Source organism: Ralstonia sp. 1138 (assembly GCF_040544795.1).
Lineage (GTDB): Bacteria > Pseudomonadota > Gammaproteobacteria > Burkholderiales > Burkholderiaceae > Ralstonia > Ralstonia flatus.
This window is the reverse complement of the sequence record NZ_JBEPKQ010000003.1, coordinates 230,823-253,431: the sequence shown is the minus strand read 5'-3', so window position 1 is coordinate 253,431 and position 22,609 is coordinate 230,823. Positions and strand designations below refer to the sequence as shown.

Annotated in this window: 21 protein-coding genes; 6 read left to right on the top strand and 15 right to left on the bottom strand. The window is 65.6% G+C overall.

The annotated features are described in order from the left end of the window. Window positions 1-143: 143 nt before the first annotated feature. Window positions 144-1,292 (bottom strand): molecular chaperone DnaJ, encoded by a 1,149-nt coding sequence (dnaJ, locus tag ABIC76_RS14005; RefSeq protein ID WP_102066732.1) that lies wholly within the window; start codon window positions 1,290-1,292, stop codon window positions 144-146. Window positions 1,293-1,426: 134 nt separating this feature from the next. After that, on the bottom strand, window positions 1,427-3,379 hold the full coding sequence (gene dnaK, locus ABIC76_RS14000) for a molecular chaperone DnaK (RefSeq protein ID WP_102066733.1): 1,953 nt from the start codon (window positions 3,377-3,379) through the stop codon (window positions 1,427-1,429). Window positions 3,380-3,643: 264 nt separating this feature from the next. On the opposite strand from dnaK, the gene ABIC76_RS13995 reads away from it, so the two are divergent. Further along, a complete protein-coding gene (locus ABIC76_RS13995) occupies window positions 3,644-4,939 on the top strand; it encodes a phospholipase A (RefSeq protein ID WP_502947857.1) in 1,296 nt (431 codons plus the stop codon). Between the two features lie 12 nt (window positions 4,940-4,951). Here ABIC76_RS13995 and rnk read toward each other — a convergent pair whose 3' ends face one another. The 3 genes from rnk to grpE form a co-directional block, all read right to left on the bottom strand. Then, entirely contained in the window at window positions 4,952-5,359 is a 408-nt protein-coding gene (rnk, locus tag ABIC76_RS13990; protein ID WP_354534343.1) for a nucleoside diphosphate kinase regulator, read from the bottom strand. Window positions 5,360-5,688: 329 nt separating this feature from the next. Further along, on the bottom strand, window positions 5,689-6,114 hold the full coding sequence (locus tag ABIC76_RS13985) for a thioredoxin family protein (protein WP_354534342.1): 426 nt from the start codon (window positions 6,112-6,114) through the stop codon (window positions 5,689-5,691). 13 nt (window positions 6,115-6,127) lie between these two features. Next, window positions 6,128-6,775: a nucleotide exchange factor GrpE gene (grpE, locus tag ABIC76_RS13980; RefSeq protein WP_354534341.1), complete on the bottom strand. Its 648-nt coding sequence runs from the start codon at window positions 6,773-6,775 to the stop codon at window positions 6,128-6,130. A gap of 262 nt (window positions 6,776-7,037) precedes the next feature. Here grpE and ABIC76_RS13975 point away from each other — a divergent pair, with 262 nt between their 5' ends. Beyond that, the gene (locus tag ABIC76_RS13975) at window positions 7,038-7,235 is read left to right on the top strand and encodes a hypothetical protein (RefSeq protein ID WP_009241433.1); all 198 of its coding nucleotides are present in this window, start codon (window positions 7,038-7,040) and stop codon (window positions 7,233-7,235) included. A 21-nt stretch (window positions 7,236-7,256) separates the two neighbouring features. On the opposite strand, the gene ABIC76_RS13970 is transcribed toward ABIC76_RS13975, so the two are convergent. From ABIC76_RS13970 to hutU, 6 genes are read right to left on the bottom strand one after another with little or no spacing between them, the layout of a single operon-like run. Beyond that, window positions 7,257-7,655, bottom strand: a complete 399-nt coding sequence (locus ABIC76_RS13970) for an RNA-binding S4 domain-containing protein (RefSeq protein WP_354534340.1) — start codon at window positions 7,653-7,655, stop codon at window positions 7,257-7,259. Further along, window positions 7,652-8,767 (bottom strand): ferrochelatase, encoded by a 1,116-nt coding sequence (gene hemH, locus ABIC76_RS13965; protein WP_354534339.1) that lies wholly within the window; start codon window positions 8,765-8,767, stop codon window positions 7,652-7,654. Before hemH ends, ABIC76_RS13970 begins: the two co-directional genes overlap by 4 nt. A gap of 56 nt (window positions 8,768-8,823) precedes the next feature. Further along, window positions 8,824-10,059, bottom strand: coding sequence for an imidazolonepropionase (gene hutI / locus ABIC76_RS13960; protein WP_354534338.1), 1,236 nt, complete (start codon window positions 10,057-10,059; stop codon window positions 8,824-8,826). Continuing rightward, complete coding sequence (gene hutG, locus ABIC76_RS13955; protein WP_354534337.1) at window positions 10,052-11,029, bottom strand: formimidoylglutamase; 978 nt, start codon at window positions 11,027-11,029, stop codon at window positions 10,052-10,054. Before hutG ends, hutI begins: the two co-directional genes overlap by 8 nt. Before the next feature lie 2 nt (window positions 11,030-11,031). Next, window positions 11,032-12,588, bottom strand: coding sequence for a histidine ammonia-lyase (gene hutH / locus ABIC76_RS13950; protein ID WP_354534336.1), 1,557 nt, complete (start codon window positions 12,586-12,588; stop codon window positions 11,032-11,034). 25 nt (window positions 12,589-12,613) lie between these two features. Beyond that, window positions 12,614-14,332 (bottom strand): urocanate hydratase, encoded by a 1,719-nt coding sequence (gene hutU / locus ABIC76_RS13945; RefSeq protein ID WP_354534335.1) that lies wholly within the window; start codon window positions 14,330-14,332, stop codon window positions 12,614-12,616. 154 nt (window positions 14,333-14,486) lie between these two features. Between hutU and hutC the strand changes: the two genes are divergently transcribed. Then, complete coding sequence (gene hutC / locus ABIC76_RS13940; protein WP_102066743.1) at window positions 14,487-15,200, top strand: histidine utilization transcriptional repressor HutC; 714 nt, start codon at window positions 14,487-14,489, stop codon at window positions 15,198-15,200. A gap of 7 nt (window positions 15,201-15,207) precedes the next feature. Here hutC and ABIC76_RS13935 read toward each other — a convergent pair whose 3' ends face one another. The 4 genes from ABIC76_RS13935 to hrcA form a co-directional block, all read right to left on the bottom strand. Further along, entirely contained in the window at window positions 15,208-16,077 is an 870-nt protein-coding gene (locus ABIC76_RS13935; RefSeq protein WP_354534334.1) for an ABC transporter permease subunit, read from the bottom strand. Beyond that, on the bottom strand, window positions 16,074-16,865 hold the full coding sequence (locus ABIC76_RS13930; protein WP_354534333.1) for a taurine ABC transporter ATP-binding protein: 792 nt from the start codon (window positions 16,863-16,865) through the stop codon (window positions 16,074-16,076). The genes ABIC76_RS13935 and ABIC76_RS13930 overlap by 4 nt, the downstream gene beginning before the upstream one ends. After that, on the bottom strand, window positions 16,862-17,926 hold the full coding sequence (gene tauA / locus ABIC76_RS13925; protein WP_354534332.1) for a taurine ABC transporter substrate-binding protein: 1,065 nt from the start codon (window positions 17,924-17,926) through the stop codon (window positions 16,862-16,864). The genes ABIC76_RS13930 and tauA overlap by 4 nt, the downstream gene beginning before the upstream one ends. A 125-nt stretch (window positions 17,927-18,051) precedes the next feature. Beyond that, the gene (gene hrcA / locus ABIC76_RS13920; protein WP_027680615.1) at window positions 18,052-19,110 is read right to left on the bottom strand and encodes a heat-inducible transcriptional repressor HrcA; all 1,059 of its coding nucleotides are present in this window, start codon (window positions 19,108-19,110) and stop codon (window positions 18,052-18,054) included. 111 nt (window positions 19,111-19,221) lie between these two features. Between hrcA and ABIC76_RS13915 the strand changes: the two genes are divergently transcribed. The 3 genes from ABIC76_RS13915 (at window position 19,222) to ABIC76_RS13905 (ending at window position 22,562) form a co-directional block, all read left to right on the top strand. Further along, complete coding sequence (locus tag ABIC76_RS13915; protein ID WP_027680614.1) at window positions 19,222-20,160, top strand: NAD kinase; 939 nt, start codon at window positions 19,222-19,224, stop codon at window positions 20,158-20,160. A gap of 146 nt (window positions 20,161-20,306) precedes the next feature. Further along, window positions 20,307-22,013 carry a DNA repair protein RecN gene (gene recN / locus ABIC76_RS13910; RefSeq protein WP_354534331.1) on the top strand — a complete coding sequence of 569 codons (1,707 nt, stop codon included), beginning with the start codon at window positions 20,307-20,309 and terminating at the stop codon, window positions 22,011-22,013. 102 nt (window positions 22,014-22,115) lie between these two features. Continuing rightward, window positions 22,116-22,562 carry a hypothetical protein gene (locus ABIC76_RS13905; RefSeq protein ID WP_102066928.1) on the top strand — a complete coding sequence of 149 codons (447 nt, stop codon included), beginning with the start codon at window positions 22,116-22,118 and terminating at the stop codon, window positions 22,560-22,562. The last annotated feature ends 47 nt before the right edge of the window (window positions 22,563-22,609 follow it).

Genomic DNA, 22,609 nt, shown 5'->3' with positions numbered 1-22,609 from the left:
ATGTCCTTGATTGAAAAGGTGGTGTTTAAGAAGCCTCGAAAAGCGTAGCGAGCGCCCCGAGGTTGGTTCGAGAAGCCCAGCCGTACATGGGTACGGCGAGCATCGCAGGACCAAGATCGGGGCGCGCAGTAGCTTTGCGGAGTTTACGAGGAGAAGAAGTTCTTTACCTTGTCTAGCCACGACTGCTCTTGCGGGCTGTGCCGCGAGCCGCCTTCGTGCACGGACTTGTCGAACTGCTTGAGCAGCTCCTTCTGGTGCTCCGTCAGCTTGACAGGCGTCTCGATGTTGATGTGCACATAGAGATCGCCCGCATAGCCCGAACGCACGCCCTTGATGCCCTTGCCGCGCAGGCGGAACGTCTTGCCGGCCTGCGTGCCTTCCGGCACCGTGAACGAGGCGCGGCCGCCCAGCGTCGGCACTTCGATGTCGCCGCCAATGGCTGCCGTCGCAAACGAAATCGGCATCTGGCAGTGCAGATCATCGCCGTCGCGCTCGAATACCGGATGCGGCTTGATGTGGATTTCCACATACAGATCGCCCGGCGGCCCACCGTTGATGCCCGGCTCGCCATTACCCGACGAACGGATGCGCATGCCTTCATCGATGCCGGCCGGAATCTTCACTTCCAGCGTCTTCTGGCTCTTCAGCTTGCCCTGGCCGTGGCACTTGGTGCACGGCTTGGGGATGTACTTGCCGCTGCCGTGGCACTTCGGGCACGTCTGCTGCATCGTGAAGAAGCCCTGCGACACACGCACCTGACCGGCGCCGTGGCAGGTCGGGCACGTCTCCACGCTGGAGCCGGGCTCGGCGCCCTTGCCGTGACAGTGGTCGCACTCGTCCCAGTGCGGCACACGGATCTGCGTATCGTAGCCATGCGCGGCCTGCTCCAGCGTAATTTCCATGCTGTAGCGCAGGTCAGCGCCGCGATACATCTGCGGGCCGCCACCGCGGCGCCCGCCCTGGCCCTGGGCTTGGCCAAAGATATCGCCAAAGATGTCGCCGAAGGCTTCGGCAAAGCCCCCGCCAAAGCCTGCACCGCCCGCGCCAAAGCCGCCGGCCATGTTCGGGTCGACACCCGCGTGGCCGTACTGGTCGTAGGCCGCCTTCTTCTCGGCGTCGGAGAGCATCTCGTAGGCCTCTTTGGCCTCCTTGAATTTCTCTTCTGCTTCCTTGCTGTCCGGATTGCGGTCCGGGTGGTACTTCATCGCGAGCTTGCGATACGCCTTCTTGATCTCGTCGTCGCTCGCGTTCTTGCCCACCCCGAGCACTTCGTAGTAATCACGTTTTGCCATGGTGGCTTCAGTCGTCGCCTGTTTTTACTGCGTGTCGAATAGCAAAAAAGCCGAGCGTGACATCAGGTGCGTCCCGCACAACCCGATGACCACTGCCCGGCGTACCGTAACGTCCGCCTGGCGGACGAGTTGGCTTACTTCTTGTCGTTCACTTCCTTGAACTCGGCGTCGACGACGTTATCGTCGTGCGGAGCGCCTTGTCCGGCTTGCGCGCCTGCCTGGGCACCGGCAGCGTGTTCAGCGCCGCCTGCCTCGCCCTTGGCCTGCATGTCGGCATAGACCTTCTCGCCGAGCTTCTGCGAGGCGGTTGCCAGCGCTTCGGTCTTGGCGTCGATCGCGGCCTTGTCGGTGCCCTTCAGGGTCTCTTCAAGTTCCTTGATCGCGGCTTCGATCTTGTCCTTCTCGCCAGCTTCCAGCTTGTCGCCGTATTCGCCCAGTGCCTTCTTGGTCGAGTGCACCAGCGCTTCACCCTGGTTACGGGAGTCGACCAGTTCGCGCAGCTTCTTGTCTTCCTCGGCGTTGGCCTCGGCATCCTTCACCATGCGCTCGATCTCGGCTTCCGACAGGCCGGAGCTTGCCTTGATCGTGATCTTGTTTTCCTTGCCGGTCGCCTTGTCCTTGGCGCCCACGTGCAGGATGCCGTTGGCGTCGATGTCGAACGACACTTCAATCTGCGGCGTGCCGCGCGGTGCCGGCGGAATGCCTTCCAGGTTGAATTCGCCCAGCAGCTTGTTGCCGGAGGCCATCTCGCGCTCGCCCTGATAGACCTTGATCGTCACGGCCGGCTGATTGTCGTCCGCGGTCGAGAACGTCTGCGAGAACTTGGTCGGGATGGTCGTGTTCTTGCCGATCATCTTGGTCATCACGCCACCCAGCGTTTCGATGCCCAGCGACAGCGGCGTCACGTCCAGCAGCAGCACGTCGGTACGGTCACCGCCCAGCACCTGGCCCTGGATGGCAGCGCCCACGGCAACGGCCTCGTCCGGGTTCACGTCCTTGCGGGCTTCCTTGCCGAAGAACTCCTTCACCTTTTCCTGCACCTTCGGCATACGCGTCATGCCGCCGACCAGGATCACGTCGTGGATGTCCGACACCTTCACGCCAGCATCCTTGATGGCGGTGCGGCACGGATCGATCGTACGGGCGATCAGGTCTTCGACCAGCGCTTCCAACTTGGCGCGCGTGATCTTCAGGTTCAAGTGCTTCGGACCCGAGGCATCCGCCGTGATGTACGGCAGGTTGATCTCGGTCTGTTGCGTGCTCGACAGCTCGATCTTGGCCTTTTCAGCGGCTTCCTTCAGGCGTTGCAGCGCGAGGACGTCCTTCGACAGGTCGACGCCCTGCTCCTTCTTGAACTCGCCGATGATGTAATCGATGATGCGCTGGTCGAAATCTTCGCCGCCCAGGAACGTATCGCCATTGGTCGACAGCACTTCGAACTGCTTCTCGCCGTCCACGTCGGCAATCTCGATGATCGAGATGTCGAACGTACCGCCGCCGAGGTCATACACGGCGATCTTGCGGTCGCCCTTCTCGTTCTTGTCCAGGCCGAATGCCAGCGCAGCCGCAGTCGGCTCGTTGATGATGCGCTTGACGTCCAGACCGGCGATGCGGCCGGCATCCTTGGTGGCTTGGCGCTGCGAATCGTTGAAGTAGGCCGGCACTGTGATCACGGCTTCGGTCACTTCCTCGCCCAGGTAGTCCTCGGCGGTCTTCTTCATCTTGCGCAGGACTTCAGCCGAAATCTGCGGCGGCGCCATCTTCTTGTCGCGCACTTCCACCCAGGCGTCGCCATTGTCGGCCTTGGTGATGGTGTACGGCATCAGGCCGATGTCCTTCTGGACTTCCTTCTCTTCAAACTTGCGGCCGATCAGGCGCTTGACGGCGTACAGCGTGTTCTTCGGGTTGGTCACCGCCTGGCGCTTGGCCGGGGCACCGACCAGGATCTCGCCGTCTTCCATGTAGGCGATGATCGACGGGGTGGTGCGAGCGCCTTCGGCGTTCTCGATCACCTTGGGGGTGTTGCCCTCCATGATGGCGACGCAACTATTGGTGGTACCAAGGTCGATACCGATGATTTTGCCCATGTTCTTGCTCCTCGAATCTGGTGTCAGGACTGCACTGAATACAAACTTGGATCGGATGTGGGAGTGCCGTCCGGCTTTTCAAGGCCGAATTTTGAAAAGTTGAGCATTTTGGCCGGTTTTTCTTGGGAAAGCACCCGAAAACGTGCGCTACCAGGCAAAAACGTCCGTTTCGAACGTTCACCGCCGCAAACCGGGCACAAAAGGTCTGGGTGTTACCCTTGCGCGCATTGCCACTCGCCGGACGCCAACCCGGCTTTTGCGCCCATGCCTTTGCATCCGCTTCGATCCATTCTTGGCGCTGCGCTCCTTGCCGCATGCGCCGTGCCCTCCGCCGATGCCGCTGTGGCCCTGCTGCAGCCTTCCCGCCGCATCGATGCCAACCAGCCTTTCACCCTGACCCTCGTCATTTCTGGCGATGCCGCCCAGCGCAGCTATGCCGTGCCGGCCAAGCTGCGTGCAACGGCCACCGCCGATCTGCAAGGCGCGGTGGAAGTGATTCTCAATCGACATAACGCCGGGGCGGAGACCCTGCACCTGCGCCCGGGGCAGGTCCGCACCGTCGCCTATACGGGCACGCTGCCCGAGGTGCTGCGCGGTACCGTCCGGATCGATGTTCCCGATCTGGATGCGGCGCCCGTTCTGGTCACGCTCGTGCGCGGCCCCGACGCCCCGCAGATCGCTGCGGAAGGTGCGCCCAATGGCGCCGTCCGCAACGCCGCCGCCGAGGCGACCAGGCCCGGCGGTGCGCTGGGCGCCAACCCGAGCGCCCCCGCGGCCAATGCAACGGCGACGCCTGCCGTTCCCATCGCCGTGGCCGGCAACGGCGAAGCCGTCCGCCCGCCTGAAGAGACCGCGCGCCTGACGTTCCACGAACCGATGTTCGCCGCCATCGGGGCGCACGAAGGCCTGAACGCCAAGTTCCAGCTGAGCTTCAAGTTCCGGATTTTTCAGCCGGAGAATCCCGCATCGGCAGCGCTGCTCGATAACCTGTATTTCGGTTACACGCAGTTCTCGCTGTGGGATCTGGGCAAGGAATCGGCGCCGTTCCGCGATACGAATTACCGGCCCAGCCTCTTCTATTACCGCCCCGACACGGGCATCCACGGCGGCGCGCTCACCCGGCTGTCGTTCGCGGGCGGCATCGAGCACGAATCGAACGGCCGCGACGGCGATGCCTCACGCGCCATCAACACCGTCTTCGTCCGGCCGACGTTCCACTTTGGTGACCTGAACGATTACCACTGGAAGTTCGAGCCGAAGCTCTACGCCTACCTCACGCGCACGGGCAACACCGATATCGCGCACTACCGCGGCTTTGGGGATTTCCGCGTGTCGTACGGCGCGCCCAACGGCTGGGAATTGGCCGCCACGCTGCGCAAGGGCACGCGCAAGGCCTATGGCAGCGTCGACGCGCAATTGACGTATCCGATGAGCCGGATCTTCACTGGCACGGCGGGCTATCTGTTCATCCAGTATTTCACCGGCTACGGCGAGAGCCTGCTCGACTACAACCACAAGCTGGGCTCGCAGTTGCGCGTCGGTTACAGCCTCTCGCGATAGGACGCAGCCGGCTTACAGCGTATGCTGGCCGGCGGCCTCGGGCTGGAACGCCACGCGATCGATGCGCAACGAACGCTGTGCACCATTGGGCGCGGAGTATTTGACCGACTTGCCTGCCCGCGCGCCCAGCAGCGCCGCGCCCATCGGCGAAAGCACCGACAGCTTGGCCGACGCAACGTTGGCCTCTTCGGGGTAGACGAGCGTCCACTCCTGCTCCACGCCGGAATCGTCCACCACGCAGACGACGGAGTTCATGGTGACCACATCGGCCGGAATCTTGTTGCCGGGGACCACGTTGGCGCGCGCAATCAGGTCATCGACGAGATCGGCCAGCGGCGAATTGCTGCCCGCGCGTGTGGCAGCGTTTTCCAGGCGGGTGAGGTCCAGCTCGGTCAAGTAGATGGCGGCTGCCTTGGACATGACGATCTCCTACAAGTCTGTGTTCAACACGAAGCAAAGCCGCTGCCGGTAGCCTGACGGGCCAACGCAAAGCAGCGACGAGGAAACCAGCGGGCACACAGGCCGGCCGGCAGTAATACGCACTAAAACTGCTGGTGAAAGAGAGCGAGCCCGGCGGCAACGTGCCGCAGGGGCACTAGAACGACCGCCGGGCGGCGGCAAGGGCCGCGGTCATCGCCTGAGCGGCGCGCGGCAAGGTGCGCGCCATGCGCTTGGGGCGCACAGCACGGGAAGGCGAGGCAAGAAAGAGGGCCGCAGCCATGGGCGTCGACGTCATCATGGTCGCAGCCTCAGACGAGCGGCTTGCCGGCCAGCTTGTTGCGCGCATTGGCAACGGCGGCGGCAAACTGCGCGTGGCCGTGCCAGCCGGTCGCCCGGCCCAGCTTCTTGCCACGGTGGAAGAACATGAACACCGGAATACCGTGCAGACCAAAGCGCTGGCCCAGCTCCGGGTGGGCATAGACGTCGGCATGCAGCCAGGTCAGCCCCAGTTCACGCACGGCGGCCGGTTGCGCGAGCATGGCCTTCTTGGCCATCTCGCAGTTGAAGCAATCGACGCCCCAGAAGAACACGCACACGAGCGCATCGCCCGCGGCCGCAATGGCCGCGTCGAAGGTCTCGGTGTTCACCTCGCGCATACCGAACGCCGCGAACGCGGTCTTATCGACCGGGAGCGCGCCGTGGGCGTCGTGCGAAGTGACTGTGCTTTGGATCATGGGGCGCGTCAGCTTACTTGGGCGCTGCCACCGTCACCAGGGCCGGCCGCAGCACGCGATCGGCCAGCGTGTAGCCGCGCTGCAGGACGGCGACGACGGTGTTGGCCTCTTGATCGGCCGGCACCATCGAAATGGCTTGATGGCGATGCGGGTCAAACTTTTCCCCCACCGGGTTCAGCTCGGTGACGCGGCCCTTTTCGAATGCGGCGTACAGCTGCTTGAGCGTCAGTTCAACGCCCTCGCGCAGCTTGGTGGCGTCGCCCGACGTGTCAGCCAAGGCGGCCTGCAGGCTGTCCATCACGGGCAGCAGGTATTCGGCAAAGCCCTCGATGGCGAATTTGTGGGCCTTGGCCACGTCTTCCTGACCACGGCGGCGGATGTTCTCGCCTTCGGCCGTGGCGCGGGCCCAGTTTTCGTAGTTCTGGCGTGCCTTTTCCTCGGCAGCTTCGAGCTGGCGGCGCAGTTCGGCGACGTCCACGTCGGCCACGGCTTCCGCCACGGCGGCTTCGTCACCGGCCACAGCCTGCGCATCTGCGCTAGCGTGCTGGGCCTGGCTCGAATAGGCATGGGCCGCTTGGCCCGTCGCCGATGCGTTCGGCTGGGTGGCTTGGCTGTCCGCTGACATGTCCGAGTTCGATTGGGTGTCCGAAGTGTGTTTCATAGCGCTGGATAAACGGGATCGACGCACGGTATGTGCCCGGAATCGATCCGCTGGATTTTTACAAACGATTTGTCCCCGTTATGGGGCAATTGGCGCGCTTTTCAAGGGCGCCGGATGCGCGACAACTGTGCGGCGTGCATCACGAAATATGGGGTTACAACTTTCATCAGACTGCAACGGCACAGCAATTGCGACGCCCCAATTGGCCGCCTATGATGCAAGAAAAAATTGGGGGGCGCGAGCTTCTTTGAGGGTTCGTACCATGCACAACAAATTGCCCGTTCTGACCGTGCTCCTGCTGTTGACCCTGACCGCAGCCACAACGTTCATCTGCCTGTCTGGCGCCGTCACGCCCCGTTATACGGAGTACGGCAGCGGCAAGGCATTCTTCAAGCACTACATCATCAAGCCGGCACAGATGCAGCAAATGCCGCGCGGCTTGATGAGCGTATCAAGTTAGCACACACTCGCGCGGATTGCGTCATTCTCCGCCGAGTTTGTCGATACGTCGCCGGTCCCGCTTGGTCGGCCGGCCGGCGATTTGTGTGGCCGGTTCCCGATACAGCCGGCGTTTGTCCGCACTCTCTTCGCGTTTTAAGCGGCTGATGTCCGTCTCGGCGTAGAGGGTTTGCGCGATCGAGGCTGGGCCGCGCACTTCCGCCAGCGCCAACACTTCCACTTCCCATTGCTGTTCATGCGCGTGCACACGCACGCGGTCTCCGATCTTGACATCCTTGGCGGGACGAACCGCCTGATCGTTGATCTGCACGCGGCCGCGCTCCACTGCATCCGTCGCCTGCGAGCGCGTCTTGAAGAAGCGCGCCGCCCACAGCCATTTGTCGATGCGCACGCGTTCGGCCGCGTCGGTGCTCACCTTCATGCGGCCGCTCCCTTGCTCTGCGCACGCGTTCGGCTCGCCTCCAGCACATGCGGATGTGTGAGCGTGAGCGGCCAGCCCTGCAGATGCGCCAGCGCGATGTCAGCGATGCCGGCAATCCACGCTTCGCTGTCGTTCAGGCACGGGATGTAATGGAATGCATTGCCGCCGGCGACACGGAAGGTCGACTGCCCTTCCATGGCGATCTCTTCCAGCGTTTCCAGGCAATCGGCCGGAAAACCCGGGCAGAACACGTCGACGCGATGGGTGCCGACGCGGCCCAGCTCTTCCAGCGTGGGGGCGGTGTACGGCTGCAACCATTCGGCGCGGCCAAAGCGTGACTGGAACGTGACCAAGTACTGACCCGGCTGCAGGCCGAGCGCTTCGCCGAGCAAGCGGCCGGTCTTCAGGCACTCGCAGTGATACGGATCGCCCAATTCCAGCGTCCGTCGCGGCACACCATGGAAGGACAGCACCAGCTTGTCGCCGTGCGCAAAATCTGGAGCGCCGTGCTGTGCCCAATACGCCCCCACCTGCTGGTGCAGCGCATTGATGTAGGCAGGGTCATCGTGGAAATGCTTGACCAGCCGCAACTCCGGCTGATTGCGCAATTCGCCCAGCACACGGAAGACCTCATCGAAGGCCGTGGCGGTGGTGGTGCCGGAATACTGCGGATACATCGGCAACACGAGGATGCGCTCCACGCCCTGCTTGCGCAGCGCCTGCATGACGGACGGAATCGACGGATTGCCATAGCGCATTGCACAGGCGACCACCACATCGTGGCCCTGCGCGTTCAGCAGCTGCTGCAGCGCATGCGCCTGGCGCTCGCTGTAGACGAGCAGCGGCGAGCCGGTCATGTTGGCCTCGCGCAGCCAGATACTTTCGTATTTGTGCGCCGACGTGCGCGAACGCAGCGGCACGATCAGTCCGTTAAGGATGAACCACCACACCGCGCGCGGAATTTCCACAACGCGGGGGTCGGACAGGAACTGACGCAGGTAGCGGCCGACCTCGCGCGGCGATGTGCCGTCGGGCGTACCGAGATTGACGAGCAGGATCGCCGTGCGATCGGGCTGGCCGTGCTGGAACAGGGGTTCGGGCAAGAAGGGCATGGGCGCGGGTTCGCGATAGACCGGCCGATTATACGAGCCGCGTCATCGCGTGTTCCTTACGCCACCACGGTGCCGTCCTTAACCACGCCCACACACGGGTTGAGCCCCATCGCGTACGCCAGATCGGCGGGCCGGTCGATGCGCCACAGCGCGAAGTCGGCCGCGCAGCCCGGAGCCAGCACGCCACACGTGCCGGACAGGCCCAGCGCTGCGGCAGCATGACGCGTGGCGCCGGTCAGCGCTTCCAGCGGCGTCAGGCGGAACAGCGTGCACGCCATGTTCATCGCCAGCAGCAGCGACGACAACGGCGAGGTACCAGGGTTGCAGTCGGTCGACACGGCCATGGGCACGCCGGCGGCACGCAGCGCGGCCATCGGCGGGAGGCGCGTCTCCCGCAGGCAGTAGAACGCGCCAGGCAGCAGCACGGCCACCGTGCCGGCTTGCGCCATGGCTGCGATGCCGGCCTCGGTCAGGCATTCGAGATGATCTGCTGACAGGCCGCCGTAGCGAGCCACCAGCGCCGCGCCGCCCTGGTCGGAGAGCTGCTCGGCGTGCAGCTTGACCGGCAAGCCGTGGCGCTGCGCCGCGTCGAACATGCGCGCCGTCTGCGCGGGCGTGAAGCCAATGGTTTCGCAGAAGGCGTCAACGGCATCGACCAGACCCTCCGCAGCGAGCGCGGGCAGCACATCGGCGCAGAGATGATCGATGTAGTCATCCGCACGGCCGGCGAATTCGGGCGGCACGGCATGCGCGCCGAGGAATGTTGTCCGCACGCGCACCGGCAATGACTGACCGAAGCGCCGTGCAACGCGCAGCATGCGGCGCTCGGTTTCCAGGTTCAGGCCGTAGCCGGACTTGATTTCGACGGTGGTGACACCTTCGGCGCGCAGGGCATTCAGGCGCGGCAGGCTGGCTTCGGCCAACGCGTCTTCGCTGGCCGCCCGCGTGGCGCGAACGGTGGAGAGGATGCCGCCGCCCGCCCGCGCGATCTCTTCGTATGGCACGCCGTTCAGGCGCGCTTCGAATTCATTGCTGCGGTTGCCGGCGTAGACGAGGTGTGTGTGGCAATCGATCAGGCCGGGCGTGAGCCACGCGCCGCCGCCATCGTGTTCGCGTGTGGCGCGGGCGTTGACGGGCACATCAGCGCGGTAGCCAAGCCACGCAATGCGGCCATCCTTGACGGCGATGGCCCCGTCGCGGATCTCGCCGTAGCCGTCGGCATCGGCGGCGAGCGTGGCGAGGTGGACGTTGGTCCAGAGCGCGTCCCAGTGCGGGTTGGCCGGATCAGTCATGTGCGGCTCCCTGCAGGCCAATGCCGTCTGCTACGCGCGCCACGAGACGGGCGGCGACACGCGCCGTGTGGTTGTCGATGTCGAGCGACGGGTTCAGTTCCGCCACATCCGCCAGCCGCAGCTTGCCCGAGCTGACCACGCGATCGACGATGGGTTCGATCACGTCCATCCCCACGCCGCGTGCGGACGGCGCGCTCACGCCGGGGGCCACAGCGGCCGGCAGCACGTCCAGGCACATCGTCAGATAGACGTGGTCGACCTGGCTCAGGAACACCTCGACCACCTTCAGCACGTGCGCGAGTTGCATGACGTCCATCTCATCGTCGTGCATCCAGCGCACGCCGAGCTGGCGCGCACGCGCGAACAGCGCTTCGGTGTTGGCGTAGGTGCTCACGCCGAGGCAGGCGTAGTGGAACGGCCATCCGCGCCGCGCGCAGTCTTCGGCGATCTGGCGGAATGGCGTGCCCGAGCTGCCGCGCTCGCCGGCGCGCAAATCGAAATGCGCGTCCAGATTGAGAATGCCGATACGCGGAGGCTGGTCGGATTTCGCCGCCAGATGCCGCGCCAAGCCGCCGAACGAAGCCCATGCGATCTCGTGCCCGCCGCCGAGCGCGATCGGAAACGCACCGCGGTCAAGCAGATCGTGGAGCACACTGGACAATTCGCTCTGCGCGTCTTCCAGCGCATCGCCCTGGCAAGTTACGTCGCCCGCGTCGACGACCACACGGCCTGCACGCGCAGGCAAGTTCGCGAGCATCTTGCGGATGGCGGCGGGGCCCGCCTGTGCACCGGTTCGCCCGTGATTGCGTGCGACACCCGCATCGCAGGCAAAGCCCGCCAGGGCGACGGTGTTGGCCAGCGGCGTCGATGCATCGATGCGGCGCACCGTCTGGTGCCAACGCAAGCCCAGCGGGCCTTCCTCCGCATCGACGCGGCCTTGCCAGACGTTCGGTTCGGCTTGGGCGAGCATGGTCAGACGAGTGCGAGTTCGCCGACGTGCGCCCGGCACGAATCGCCGAGGGCACCGTCGAGCACGAGGCGGCGGGCGGCTTCGATGTCGGGGGCGAACAGGCGATCTTCACCGTAGTACGCCACGCGCGCGCGGATGCAGCCATGTGCCTTCTGCAGCGTGTCGGACGTCGCCAATGGCTTGTGGAAGTCGATGCCCTGCGCCGCCGCCAGTGCTTCGATGCCGACGATGGTGGCGGTGTTCTCGGCCATGTCCTGCAGACGGCGGCCGGCGAAGGTCGCCATGCTGACGTGGTCTTCCTGGTTGGCCGAAGTCGGCAGGCTGTCGACGCTGGCCGGGTGGGCGAACGTCTTGTTTTCCGAGGCCAGCGCCGCGGCCGTGACGTGCGCGATCATGAAACCCGAGTTCAGGCCCGGCTGTTCGACCAGGAACGGCGGCAGGCCCGACAGCGTGGAGTCGATCAGCAGCGCGATGCGGCGCTCCGACAGCGCACCGATCTCGGCAATCGCCAGCGCAAGCATGTCGGCGGCAAACGCCACCGGCTCGGCGTGGAAGTTGCCGCCCGAGATCACTTCACCGGCATCGGCGTAGACCAGCGGGTTGTCGGTGACTGCGTTGGCTTCGGTGAGCAGCGTGGCGCCGGCCTGACGGATCAGATCTAAACATGCGCCCATGACTTGCGGCTGGCAGCGCAGGCTGTACGGGTCTTGCACGCGCTTGTCGCCCACGAGGTGCGACTGGCGGATGGCGCTGCCGGCCAGCAGGTTGCGGTACACGGCCGCGGTGGCGATCTGCCCGGCTTGGCCACGCACGGTGTGCACGCGCGGGTCGAACGGCGCATCGCTGCCCTTGGCGGCATCCACTGACAACGCGCCGGAGACGGTGGCAGCCTGCAGCAGGCGCTCTGCCAGGAACAGACCGTTGAGCGCCAGCGCGGTCGACACCTGCGTGCCGTTGATGAGCGCCAGGCCTTCCTTAGCGGCCAGCGCGATCGGCTCGATGCCGGCGGCGGCCAATGCGGCACGCGCCGGCGTGCGCACGCCGTTCACACGCACGTCGCCCTCGCCCAGCAGGGCGAGCGTCATGTGCGCGAGCGGCGCCAGATCGCCCGACGCGCCCACCGAACCCTTGGACGGAATGCACGGCACGATGCCGGCGTTCAGCAGTGCCAGCAGCGTGTCGATCACGACACGGCGCACGCCCGAATAGCCTCGGGCCAGGCTGGCGGCCTTCATCAGCAGCACCAGTCGCGCGACGTTGTCGCTCAGGTCTTCACCCGTGCCGACGGCGTGCGAGAGGATCAGGTTGCGTTGCAGGCGCTCCAGCTCGTGCGTGGGGATCTGCGTCTTGGCCAGCAGGCCGAATCCGGTATTGATGCCGTAGGCCGGGTCGCCCTTGGCAACGATCGCCTGCACGGTGGCCGCAGACGCTTCGATGGCGGCCGCGCAGTCGCCCGACAGCGCAACAGGCGTCGGGGCCAGCCAGACGCGGCGCAGGTCGGCGAAGGACATTGCGCCCGGCTGCAACGTGATGATGGGGGGCGTGGTCATGGTGTTCATAGCAATGCGAGAGGATGTCTTTAACTTAGCCGATCATCGGCAGGTTCAAACCGTTGCGCTTGGCGCAGGCGATGGCGCTTTCGTAACCGGCATCGGCATGGCGCATGACGCCCGAGCCCGAATCGTTGACGAGCACACGGCCCAGGCGCTTGGCTGCAGCGTCGGTGCCGTCGGCGACGATCACCACGCCCGAGTGCTGCGAATAGCCCATGCCGACACCGCCGCCATGGTGCAGCGACACCCACGTCGCACCGCCGGCCGTGTTGAGCAGCGCGTTGAGCAGCGGCCAGTCCGACACGGCGTCGGTGCCGTCGCGCATGGCTTCGGTTTCGCGGTTGGGGCTGGCCACCGAGCCCGTGTCGAGGTGATCGCGGCCGATCACGATCGGCGCCTTCAGCTCGCCATTCTTGACCATCTCGTTGAAAGCCAGACCGGCCAGGTGACGCTCGCCCAGGCCCAGCCAGCAAATACGTGCGGGCAGGCCCTGGAAGGCGATGCGATCACGCGCCATGTCGAGCCAGCGATGCACGTGCGTGTTGTGCGGGAAGAGTTCCTTGATCTTGGCGTCGGTCTTGTAGATGTCTTCCGGATCGCCCGACAGCGCCACCCAGCGGAACGGGCCCTTGCCCTCGCAGAACAGCGGACGGATGTAGGCCGGCACGAAGCCCGGGAAGTCGAAGGCGTTCTTCACGCCCTGGTCAAACGCAACTTGGCGGATGTTGTTGCCGTAGTCGACCGTCGGGATGCCCATGGCCTGGAAATCCAGCATGGCCTGCACGTGCACGGCGCAGGACTTGGCGGCCTCGTCGGTCAGGCGGGCGTGCTGCGACGGGTCGCGTTGCGCAGCACGCCATTGCTCGACCGTCCAGCCAATCGGCAGATAGCCGTTGACCAGATCATGCGCCGAGGTCTGGTCGGTCACCAGATCCGGCTTCAGGCCACCGGCGCGGGCACGCTTGACCAGCTCCGGCAGGATTTCCGCCGCATTGCCGAGCAGGCCGATGGACACGGCCTCGCCGCGCTCGCAATGGTGGCGAATCAGGTTGAATGCGTCGTCGATGTCCTTGGCCTGCTTGTCGAGGTAGCGCGTACGCAGGCGGAAATCGATGCTCGATTGCTGGCATTCGATGTTCAGCGACACGGCGCCGGCCAGCGTGGCGGCCAGCGGCTGGGCGCCGCCCATGCCGCCCAGGCCTGCGGTCAGGATCCACTTGCCGGCCAGCTTGCCGTCGTAATGCTGGCGACCGGCTTCGGCAAACGTCTCGTACGTGCCCTGCACGATGCCCTGGCTGCCGATGTAGATCCAGCTGCCGGCAGTCATCTGCCCGTACATGAACAGGCCCTTGCGGTCCAGCTCGTTGAAGTGCTCCCAGTTCGCCCACTTGGGCACGAGATTGGAGTTGGCGATCAAGACACGCGGCGCATCCGGATGCGTCTTGAACACGCCCACCGGCTTGCCCGATTGCACGAGCAGCGATTCGTCGTCGTTCAGCTCGCGCAGCGTTTCCAGGATCTTGTCGAAGCAGGCCCAGTCGCGCGCGGCGCGGCCAATGCCGCCATACACGACGAGGTGCTTGGGGTTCTCGGCCACATCCGGGTCGAGGTTGTTCTGCAGCATCCGGTAAGCCGCTTCGGTCAGCCAGCTCTTGCAGTGCAGCTCGGTGCCGCGCGGGGCGCGGATTTCACGCGAAGCGTCGTAGCGCGGATCGTTGGTCAGGTGGGCAGCGTGGGTCGGGGCGTTCATGTGAGGTCTCCTGCGAACTCCTTTGTCATGGAGCGCATCTTATGTTGTATATACAACTTAGGCAAGAAAACTTTACAAGCTAAGAGCAAACCCTGATGATGACCGCCATCCGCACATCACATCCGCGGCCACCACCGCACTGCAAGCCACGCCCATGTCACACGACCCGTCCGCCAGCACGCCCGCCTTCCAGCGCATCAAGGAAGACATCCTCACGCGCATTCGCAGCGGGGAGTGGCAGGAAGGGGAAATGATTCCGGGGGAGACGACGCTCGCGCAGACCTTTGGCGTGTCGCGCATGACGGTCAATCGCGCGCTGCGGGAGTTGACCGCCGAGCAGATCCTCACGCGCGTGCAGGGGCTGGGAACATTCGTCGCGCAGCAGAAATACCAGGCGACGCTGGTGGCGATCCGCAACATCGCCGAGGAAATTGCCGCGCGCGGCCACCGGCACCGCGCCGAACTGCACAAGCTGGAACGCGCCCGCGCCAACGAAGCGATGGCGACTGCGTTTGGCGTGCCGGCCGGCCGCGTGCTCTTTCATTCACTGATCGTGCACTTCGAAAACGACCTGCCGATCCAGGTGGAAGACCGCTGGGTGAACGCGGCGTTGGCGCCCGAATACATGGAGCAGGATTTCACGCAGACCACGCCCAACGCCTACCTGATGCGTGCCGCCCCATTGCAAGGCGTGGATTACGGCATCGAGGCGCGCCTGCCCACCCGCGAGATCGCCGAAATGCTGCACATGGACGTGCGCGAGCCCTGCCTGATGCTGCGGCGAAAAACGTTGTCGCAGGGACAGGTCGCCTCGGTGGCGACCATGTGGCATCCGGGCGGGCGTTATCAGTTCACGGGCAGCTTCTGAGTCGCAGCTAGCTGCGGCCCTTCCAGGGCACCACGCGCGCTTCGATGGCGCGCATGGCCAAGTCGAACGCCCATGCAATCGCGCCGATCAGCACGATGCCCATCACCACGAGGTCGGTGCGCAGAAAGCTCGACGCATTGAGCACCATCTGCCCCACGCCCACGGTGGCCGCCACCATTTCCGCCGCCACCAGCGTGGTCCAGCCGAAGCCGATGGCGATGCGCAAGCCGGTCAGGATCTCGGGCAGCGCCGCCGGCAGGATCACATGTCGCACCACCTGCGTGAAGCTCGCGCCAAGCGCATACGCGGCGTTGATCTGCTCAAGCGTGGCGCTGCGCACGCCGGCACGCGCGGCCATGGCAATCGGTGCGAAGCAGGCAAGATAGATGACGACAATCTTCGCGCGCTCGTCAATACCCAGCCAGATGACCACGAGCGGCAGGTATGCCAGCGGCGGCAGCGGGCGATAAAACTCGATGGGCGGATCCAGCAAGCCGCGCGCGGTGCGGGAAACGCCCATCGCAAGGCCGATCGGTATGGCCGTCACGGCAGCCAGCGCAAACGCACCGAACACGCGCAACGCGCTCCAGCCCAGATGCGACGCCAGCGGCTGGCCGCCTTGAATATCGCCATGCCAGGCATCGATGAACGCGCGCCCCACGGCCTGCGGTGAAGGCAGGAACAACGGCGGCACCCAATGGAAGGTGGTCGCCGCCCACCAAAGCAGGAGCAACGCCGTCACCGACAACACGCTGAGCCCCAATGCGCTGCCCTCGCCCGGCAGACGATAGCCGCGCAGCCTGCGCGCCGGCCTGCTGGAAGGCGGCGCTGCATCGACGGAGGCGCGCTGCAGCACGGGAGTTTCGAGCGCGCTCATGCGAGCAGCTCCTCGGGGGCATGGTGGATCAGCGCCAGTACACGCTCGCGCCAGGCAATGAACTCCGGCGACGATTTCACCGCGCGGGCGTCGCCGCCTGCCAGCGCCTGCCGCGAGAACGGCAGATCGAATGTCTGCACGATGCGCCCCGGCGATGGCGACATCACGATCAGGCGCGTTGCCAGGAACAGCGCCTCCTCCACGTCGTGCGTGATGAAGAAAACGGTCGTGCCGGTGCGCTGCCAGACATCGAGCACCAGCGTCTGCATGGTCTCGCGCGTGAACGCGTCGAGCGCGCCCATCGGTTCGTCCATCAACAGCACGCGGGGCTCCGTCGCCAGCGCACGGGCAATGCCAACGCGTTGCTGCATGCCGCCGGACAGGGCATAGACGGGCGATGCGGCATGCGCTTCAAGGCCGACCAGCCGGAGCAACTCCAGCGCACGCGCATAGCGCGTCTTGCGGTCGACACCGCGCAGCTTGAGGCCAAGCGCCACGTTGTCGCGCACGTTCAGCCACGGCATGAGCCCATAGCGCTGGAACACCACGCCGCGGTCCGCGCCCGGCCCATCGATTTCGCGGCCATCCAGGAGAATCTGCCCCGCCGTGGGCGCCACAAAACCCGCGAGGCAGTTCAGCAGCGTGGTCTTGCCGCAGCCCGAGGCCCCCAGGGCCACGACGAATTCGCCGGCGTTGATCGACAAATCCACCCCGGCCAGGGCGCGGGCGGTGCGGCCGTGCGCGTCGATGTAGTCGACGCCCAGGCCGCGCACATCGATGCGGCTCATCGCGCTGCGGTGGCGACGGCCTTGTTGCCAGCATTGGCCGTGCGCTGGACAAAGCGCGAGTCGATGGTGGCACCGTAATCCGGCAGCACCGTCTGGATCGTGCCCTGCGTCTTCAGGAATTGCGCCGTGGCCAGCAGCGATTGCGCTGCGCCGGACTGCGCGCCGCCGCCCAGCCAGCGCTTGGAAGCCTGCTCCGCCGCATCCGGGAAGGCATACAGCGCAAGACTTGCTGGCACATCCGCCGCCGTCGCGCCCGACGTCTTGGCCACGGCTGCCACCTGCGGCGACGTCGCCGTCCACGCGGCCTTGTTGTCGCGATAGGCCGCATCGGCCTTGGCCAGCACTTCGACAAACTTGGCGATGAACTCGGCATGGTCGCGCGCGAACTTGCGGTCTGCCACGAAGCCATCAAAGGTCGACTTGCCAGTGGCGGCGGCGATCTTGCCGGAGGTGGTCAGCACGGTGCCGTTCTTCTTCACCTTGGCGAGCACCGGATCCCAGATGAAGGCCGCATCGACATCGCCCCGGTCCCACGCGGCCGACAACTCCTGCGGCCGCAGGTTGACGACCTTCACGTCGCGCGGCTCGAGCCCGGCTTGCTGCAGCGCCACCAGCGCATGGAAATGCGAGGTCGAGACATACGGCACGCCCAAGGTCTTGCCCTTCAGATCAGCCACGCGCGACACGCCGCTGCCGTTGCGGGCAACCAGCGCTTCTGCATCGTTGATGTTGTCGAGAATCCAGAACAGCGACAGGTCCACGCCCTGCGACACGCCGGCCGCAATCGGGCTGGAGCCGGCTTCGCCGATCTGCACGGAACCCGATGCGATGGCGCGCACCACGTCGGCGCCGCTGGCGAGTTGGCGGTACGTCACCTTATAGCCGGTGGCACGCTCGACCTCGCCCGTGGCCTGGGCGTAGCGCCAGGGCAGCACCATGTCCTGATAAGCGATGACAACCTCGCGGTCGGCCGCGCGTGCAGGAGCAGCGCCAAACAAGGCGAATGAAATGGCCGCAGACATTGCTGCGGCCAGCAAACGGGAGAAGGAAGGACCAGCCATGAAAGACTCCGGCAGAAAAGAATCGCGCACATGCGCCGGAGTCGATTGTGAGAGACGGCAGCGTGGGCTGTCGTCGAAGAAAATCGGCTGAGCTTATGCAGCTCGCAGACAGAACAACCGGGAGATCAATATTGGCTGAGCGTGCTGGACAGCAGCTTGGCCGTGATATCCACAATCGGGATCACGCGCTCATATGCCATGCGCATCGGCCCGATCACGCCGAGCGTGCCGACGATCTTGCCGTCCACCTCGTACGGTGCGGTGATGACCGCCATGTCTTCGTGCGGGACGAGGCTGCTTTCGCCGCCGATGAAGATCTGCACGCCCTCGGCGCGGCTCGATACGTCGAGCAGTTGCAGCAGGCCGGTCTTCTGCTCGAACACGGCAAAGAGCCGGCGCAGCTTGTCCATGGACGACGACAGGTCTTCCACATCCAGCAGCTTGCGCTCGCCCGAGATGACGACTGGTTCTTCTTCCGACACGGCGCTGCTGCCCGCCTCCACGGCCGCCTGCATCAGCGCCGTCATGTCGGCCTGCAGCGCAGAGAGTTCACCCCGCAGGCTTTCGCGCACCGCGTCGAACGTCTGGCCGCCGTAGTGCGCGTTGATGTAGTTGGCCGCTTCCACCAGCTGCGACGGGGTGTAGGGCGTATCGGTATGGATGATGCGGTTCTGCACGTCGCCTTCGGGCGTGACGACGATCAGCAGGATGCGCGACTCCGACAGCCGCAGGAATTCGATCTGCCGAAACGCATGCGTGCGGCGCGGCGTCATCACGATGCCGGCAAACTGCGAAAGGTTGGACAAGGTTTGCGCCGCCGCCGCAATCACCCGCTGCGACGATTCCGACCCATGCGAGGCCAGCTGCGTGCGGACCTGCTCCGCAATCGCCCCCACCATCTGCTGCGCCATGCGGTCTTGCGTGCTCAACACGTCCAGCGGGCTGGCGGTCAGCATCGTGTCGACAAAGAGCCGGTAGCCACGCGGCGTCGGCACGCGGCCGGCCGAGGTGTGCGGGCTGGCAATGAAGCCCATTTCCTCCAGGTCCGACATCACATTTCGGATGGTGGCCGGCGACAGATCGAGCCCCGAATATTTCGACAAGGTGCGGGAGCCCACGGGCTGGCCCTCGGCGATATACCGTTCGATCAGGGTCTTGAGGAGGATGGTTGCGCGCTTGTCCATGATTCGTCAATTTTACGCAAATTCGGCGCCCGTCTGCGGGTGATGTCGGCGTTTCTCCACGAAACACGCGCTAACGTGGCGACGGTCATATCGATATGGTGTAATGCGCGCATGTCGACTTCCCCGTCCGCCGTGGCCCCGCAAGCTCCCGCCGCCTCGCCTGTCTCGCCTTTCAAGACCGTTGCGCTGGTCGGCCGGTATTCGGCCGCCAACATTGCCGGCCCGCTCATGGAGCTGGCATCGTGCATCGCCGGGCGCGGGCATGACATTGTGTTCGAGCGAGAAACGGCGCTCAACATCGGCGTCCAGGACTACCCGGCCCTGCCGCCCGAAGAAATGGCGCGCCACGCCGATGTGGCCGTCGTGCTCGGCGGCGACGGCACGCTGCTCGGCATCGGGCGCCACCTGGCCGGCGCCAGCGTCCCCGTGATCGGCGTCAACCACGGGCGGCTCGGCTTCATGACCGACATCCCGTTCGACGACGTGCACACCGTGCTGCCCGACATGTTGGCGGGCCGCTACGAGGCCGAAACCCGCACGCTGCTGCAGGCCCAGGTCGTGCGCGACGACGAGGTCATCTTCTCCGCCCTCGCCTTCAACGATGTGGTGGTCAACCGCTCGGGCACTTCGGGGATGGTGGAACTGGCCGTGTCGGTCGACGGCTTCTTCATGTACAACCAGCGTTCGGACGGCTTGATCGTTTCCACGCCGACCGGCTCGACGGCGTATGCGCTGTCTGCGGGCGGCCCGATCCTGCATCCGGCGCTGTCGGGTCTGGTGCTGGTGCCCATCGCGCCGCACTCGCTGTCGAACCGGCCGATCGTCATTCCGCACGACGCCGAGGTGGTCATCCAGGTCACCAGCGGGCGTGATGCCAGCGTCAACTTCGACATGCAGTCGCTCACGTCCCTGCTGCCCGGCGACCGCATCGTGGTGCGCCGCTCCGAGCGTACGGTGCGGCTGCTGCACCCGATCGGCTACAACTACTACGCCACGCTGCGCAAGAAGCTGCACTGGCACGAGTACCCGACCGAAGACAACCGGCTCTAAGAACTTGCCCATGATCCTGCTGCGCGGCCCGATCTTGAACCTGCGATGCCCGCCGTACGCATGTACGGCTGCGCTTCTCGCTTCAACCTCGCGCCGCTCGCTACGAATCATGAGCAGGTTCTAAAAACTTTTCGCTCACCGCTTCCATGCTGCGCAGCCTCACCATCCGCGATTTCGTCATCGTTCACGCGCTGGATCTCGATCTGGCCGACGGCTTTACCGTATTCACGGGCGAAACCGGCGCGGGCAAATCCATCCTGATCGATGCGCTTGCCCTGACGCTGGGCGAGCGCGCCGATGCGGCCGTCGTCCGCGAAGGGGCGCCGCGCGCCGACATCACCGCCGAGTTCGACGTGCATCCGCACGTGGCCGCATGGCTCGAAGCGCATGAACTGCACGACGACGAAGGGGTCATCCTGCTACGCCGCACGGTCGATGCCGCCGGCCGCAGCAAGGCCTTCATCAACGGGGCGGCCGTCACGCTGGCGCAACTTCGCGAAGTGGGTGAGCAACTGGTCGACATCCACGGCCAGCACGCGCATCAACTGCTGCTCAAGACGGATGCCCAGCGCAGCCTGCTCGATGCCCATGCGGGCCTGGAAAGCGCCGTGCGCGTGGTGGGCGAGCGCTACCGCGAGTGGCACGCCGTGGTGCGCGCACGCGAAGCTGCCGAGCAGCAGTCGCGCGAAGCCCAGCTCGAACGCGAGCGCATCGAATGGCAGGTCAACGAATTGCAGAAGCTTGGCCCCCAACCCGGCGAGTGGGAAGAGATACAGGCCGAGCATCACCGCCTGTCGCACGCGGCCAGCCTGATCGAAGGCACGCGCGCGGCGCTGGACGGTTTGTCCGAATCCGAAGGCGCGGTGCTCACGCAACTGGGCGCGACGCTCCATACGCTTCGCGAACTGGCCGAGATCGACCCCGCGCTTGCCGATGTGCTGGCTGCGCTTGAGCCGGCCGAAGTGCAGATCCAGGAAGCCGTGCACACGCTCGCGCGCTATGCCGACCGCGCGGAGCTGGATCCGGACCGGCTGGCCGAAGTCGATGCGCGCATGCAGGCGCTGCACACCATGGCGCGCAAATATCGCGTCGCCCCCGAAACGCTGCCTGCCGAACTGGCTGAACGCCAGGCGCAACTGGCGGCGCTGCAAGCCGCATCCGATCTGGATGCGCTGCAAGCTCAGGAAGCGCAAACCCACGCTGCCTATATGACGGTGGCGCAATCGCTGTCGCGCGACCGCGCCAAGGCCGCACGCGAGCTGGCCGATGCCGTGACCGGCGCCATGCAAGGCCTGTCGATGGCCGGCGGGCGCTTCGACATCGCGCTGCACGCGCTGGAACACGGCGGCGCGGCGGGGCTGGAACAGGTCGAATTCCTCGTTGCCGGGCATGCGGGTGTTTCGCCGCGGCCGTTGGCGAAGGTCGCCTCGGGCGGCGAGCTGGCGCGCATCAGCCTGGCCATCTCGGTGATTGCCAGCGAGGCCAGCCCAACCCCCACGCTGATCTTCGACGAAGTGGATTCCGGCATCGGCGGTGCGGTGGCGGAAGTCGTGGGACGACGCCTGCGCGAACTCGGCATGCGCCGCCAGGTGCTGTGCGTCACGCACCTGCCCCAAGTGGCCGCGCTGGCCAATCACCACATTCAGGTCGCCAAGCAAACCGTGGCCGGCAGCACGCGGTCCGACCTCGTGGTGCTGGACGCCACGGGCCGCGTGGACGAGATCGCCCGCATGCTGGGCGGGGCTTCGCTGACGGACACCACGCGCCGCCATGCGGACGAAATGCTCGCTGCCGGCCGCGCGCAATCGGCGCCGGAAGCCTCCACGCGGAAATCCCGCCGCGTGGCGCAGTGATCGCCTATACCGGAACCATGGCTGCCGTCATTGGCACGAAGGTTCCGGCTGCAACCGACGCAAACGTCGTCTACCGAATCCAAGGAGAACTTCATGGCCCGCATGATCCAATCGGCCGCCCGCCCTCGATCGCTGTTGTCGTCTGCCAAACCTGCGCTGGTGGTGGCTCTTGGCTTGTGCCTGCTGGCCGCATGCAAGTCCGTGCCGGCGATTGATCCGGGCAAGCCGCCTGCCATGGACCCTGCATCGACCAACACCCAGCCGCCGGCTTCGGTGTCGGCCGCACACAGCGTGGGCGATGTCATCATCGGGTTGAGCACGCCGACCACGTCATCGGCCACCGTGCAAGGTCTGTTGGATGCCGCGGGCGCGCGCGCAACGCCGCGACTGGCCTTTGCGGTGGTACGCCCGATGTCGGGTGGGTTCTGGTTGGTGCGTGCCACCTCGGGCGATGCATCGGCCACGCTGGACGGCGCGGTGACCGCGTTGCGCAACACGCCAGGTGTTGCTTCGGCCGATCCGGACCGCGTCGTGAAGATCCAACGCTGAACCACCGCAACACCGCTCCACACTGTGAATCATCGGGTGCCACGTGG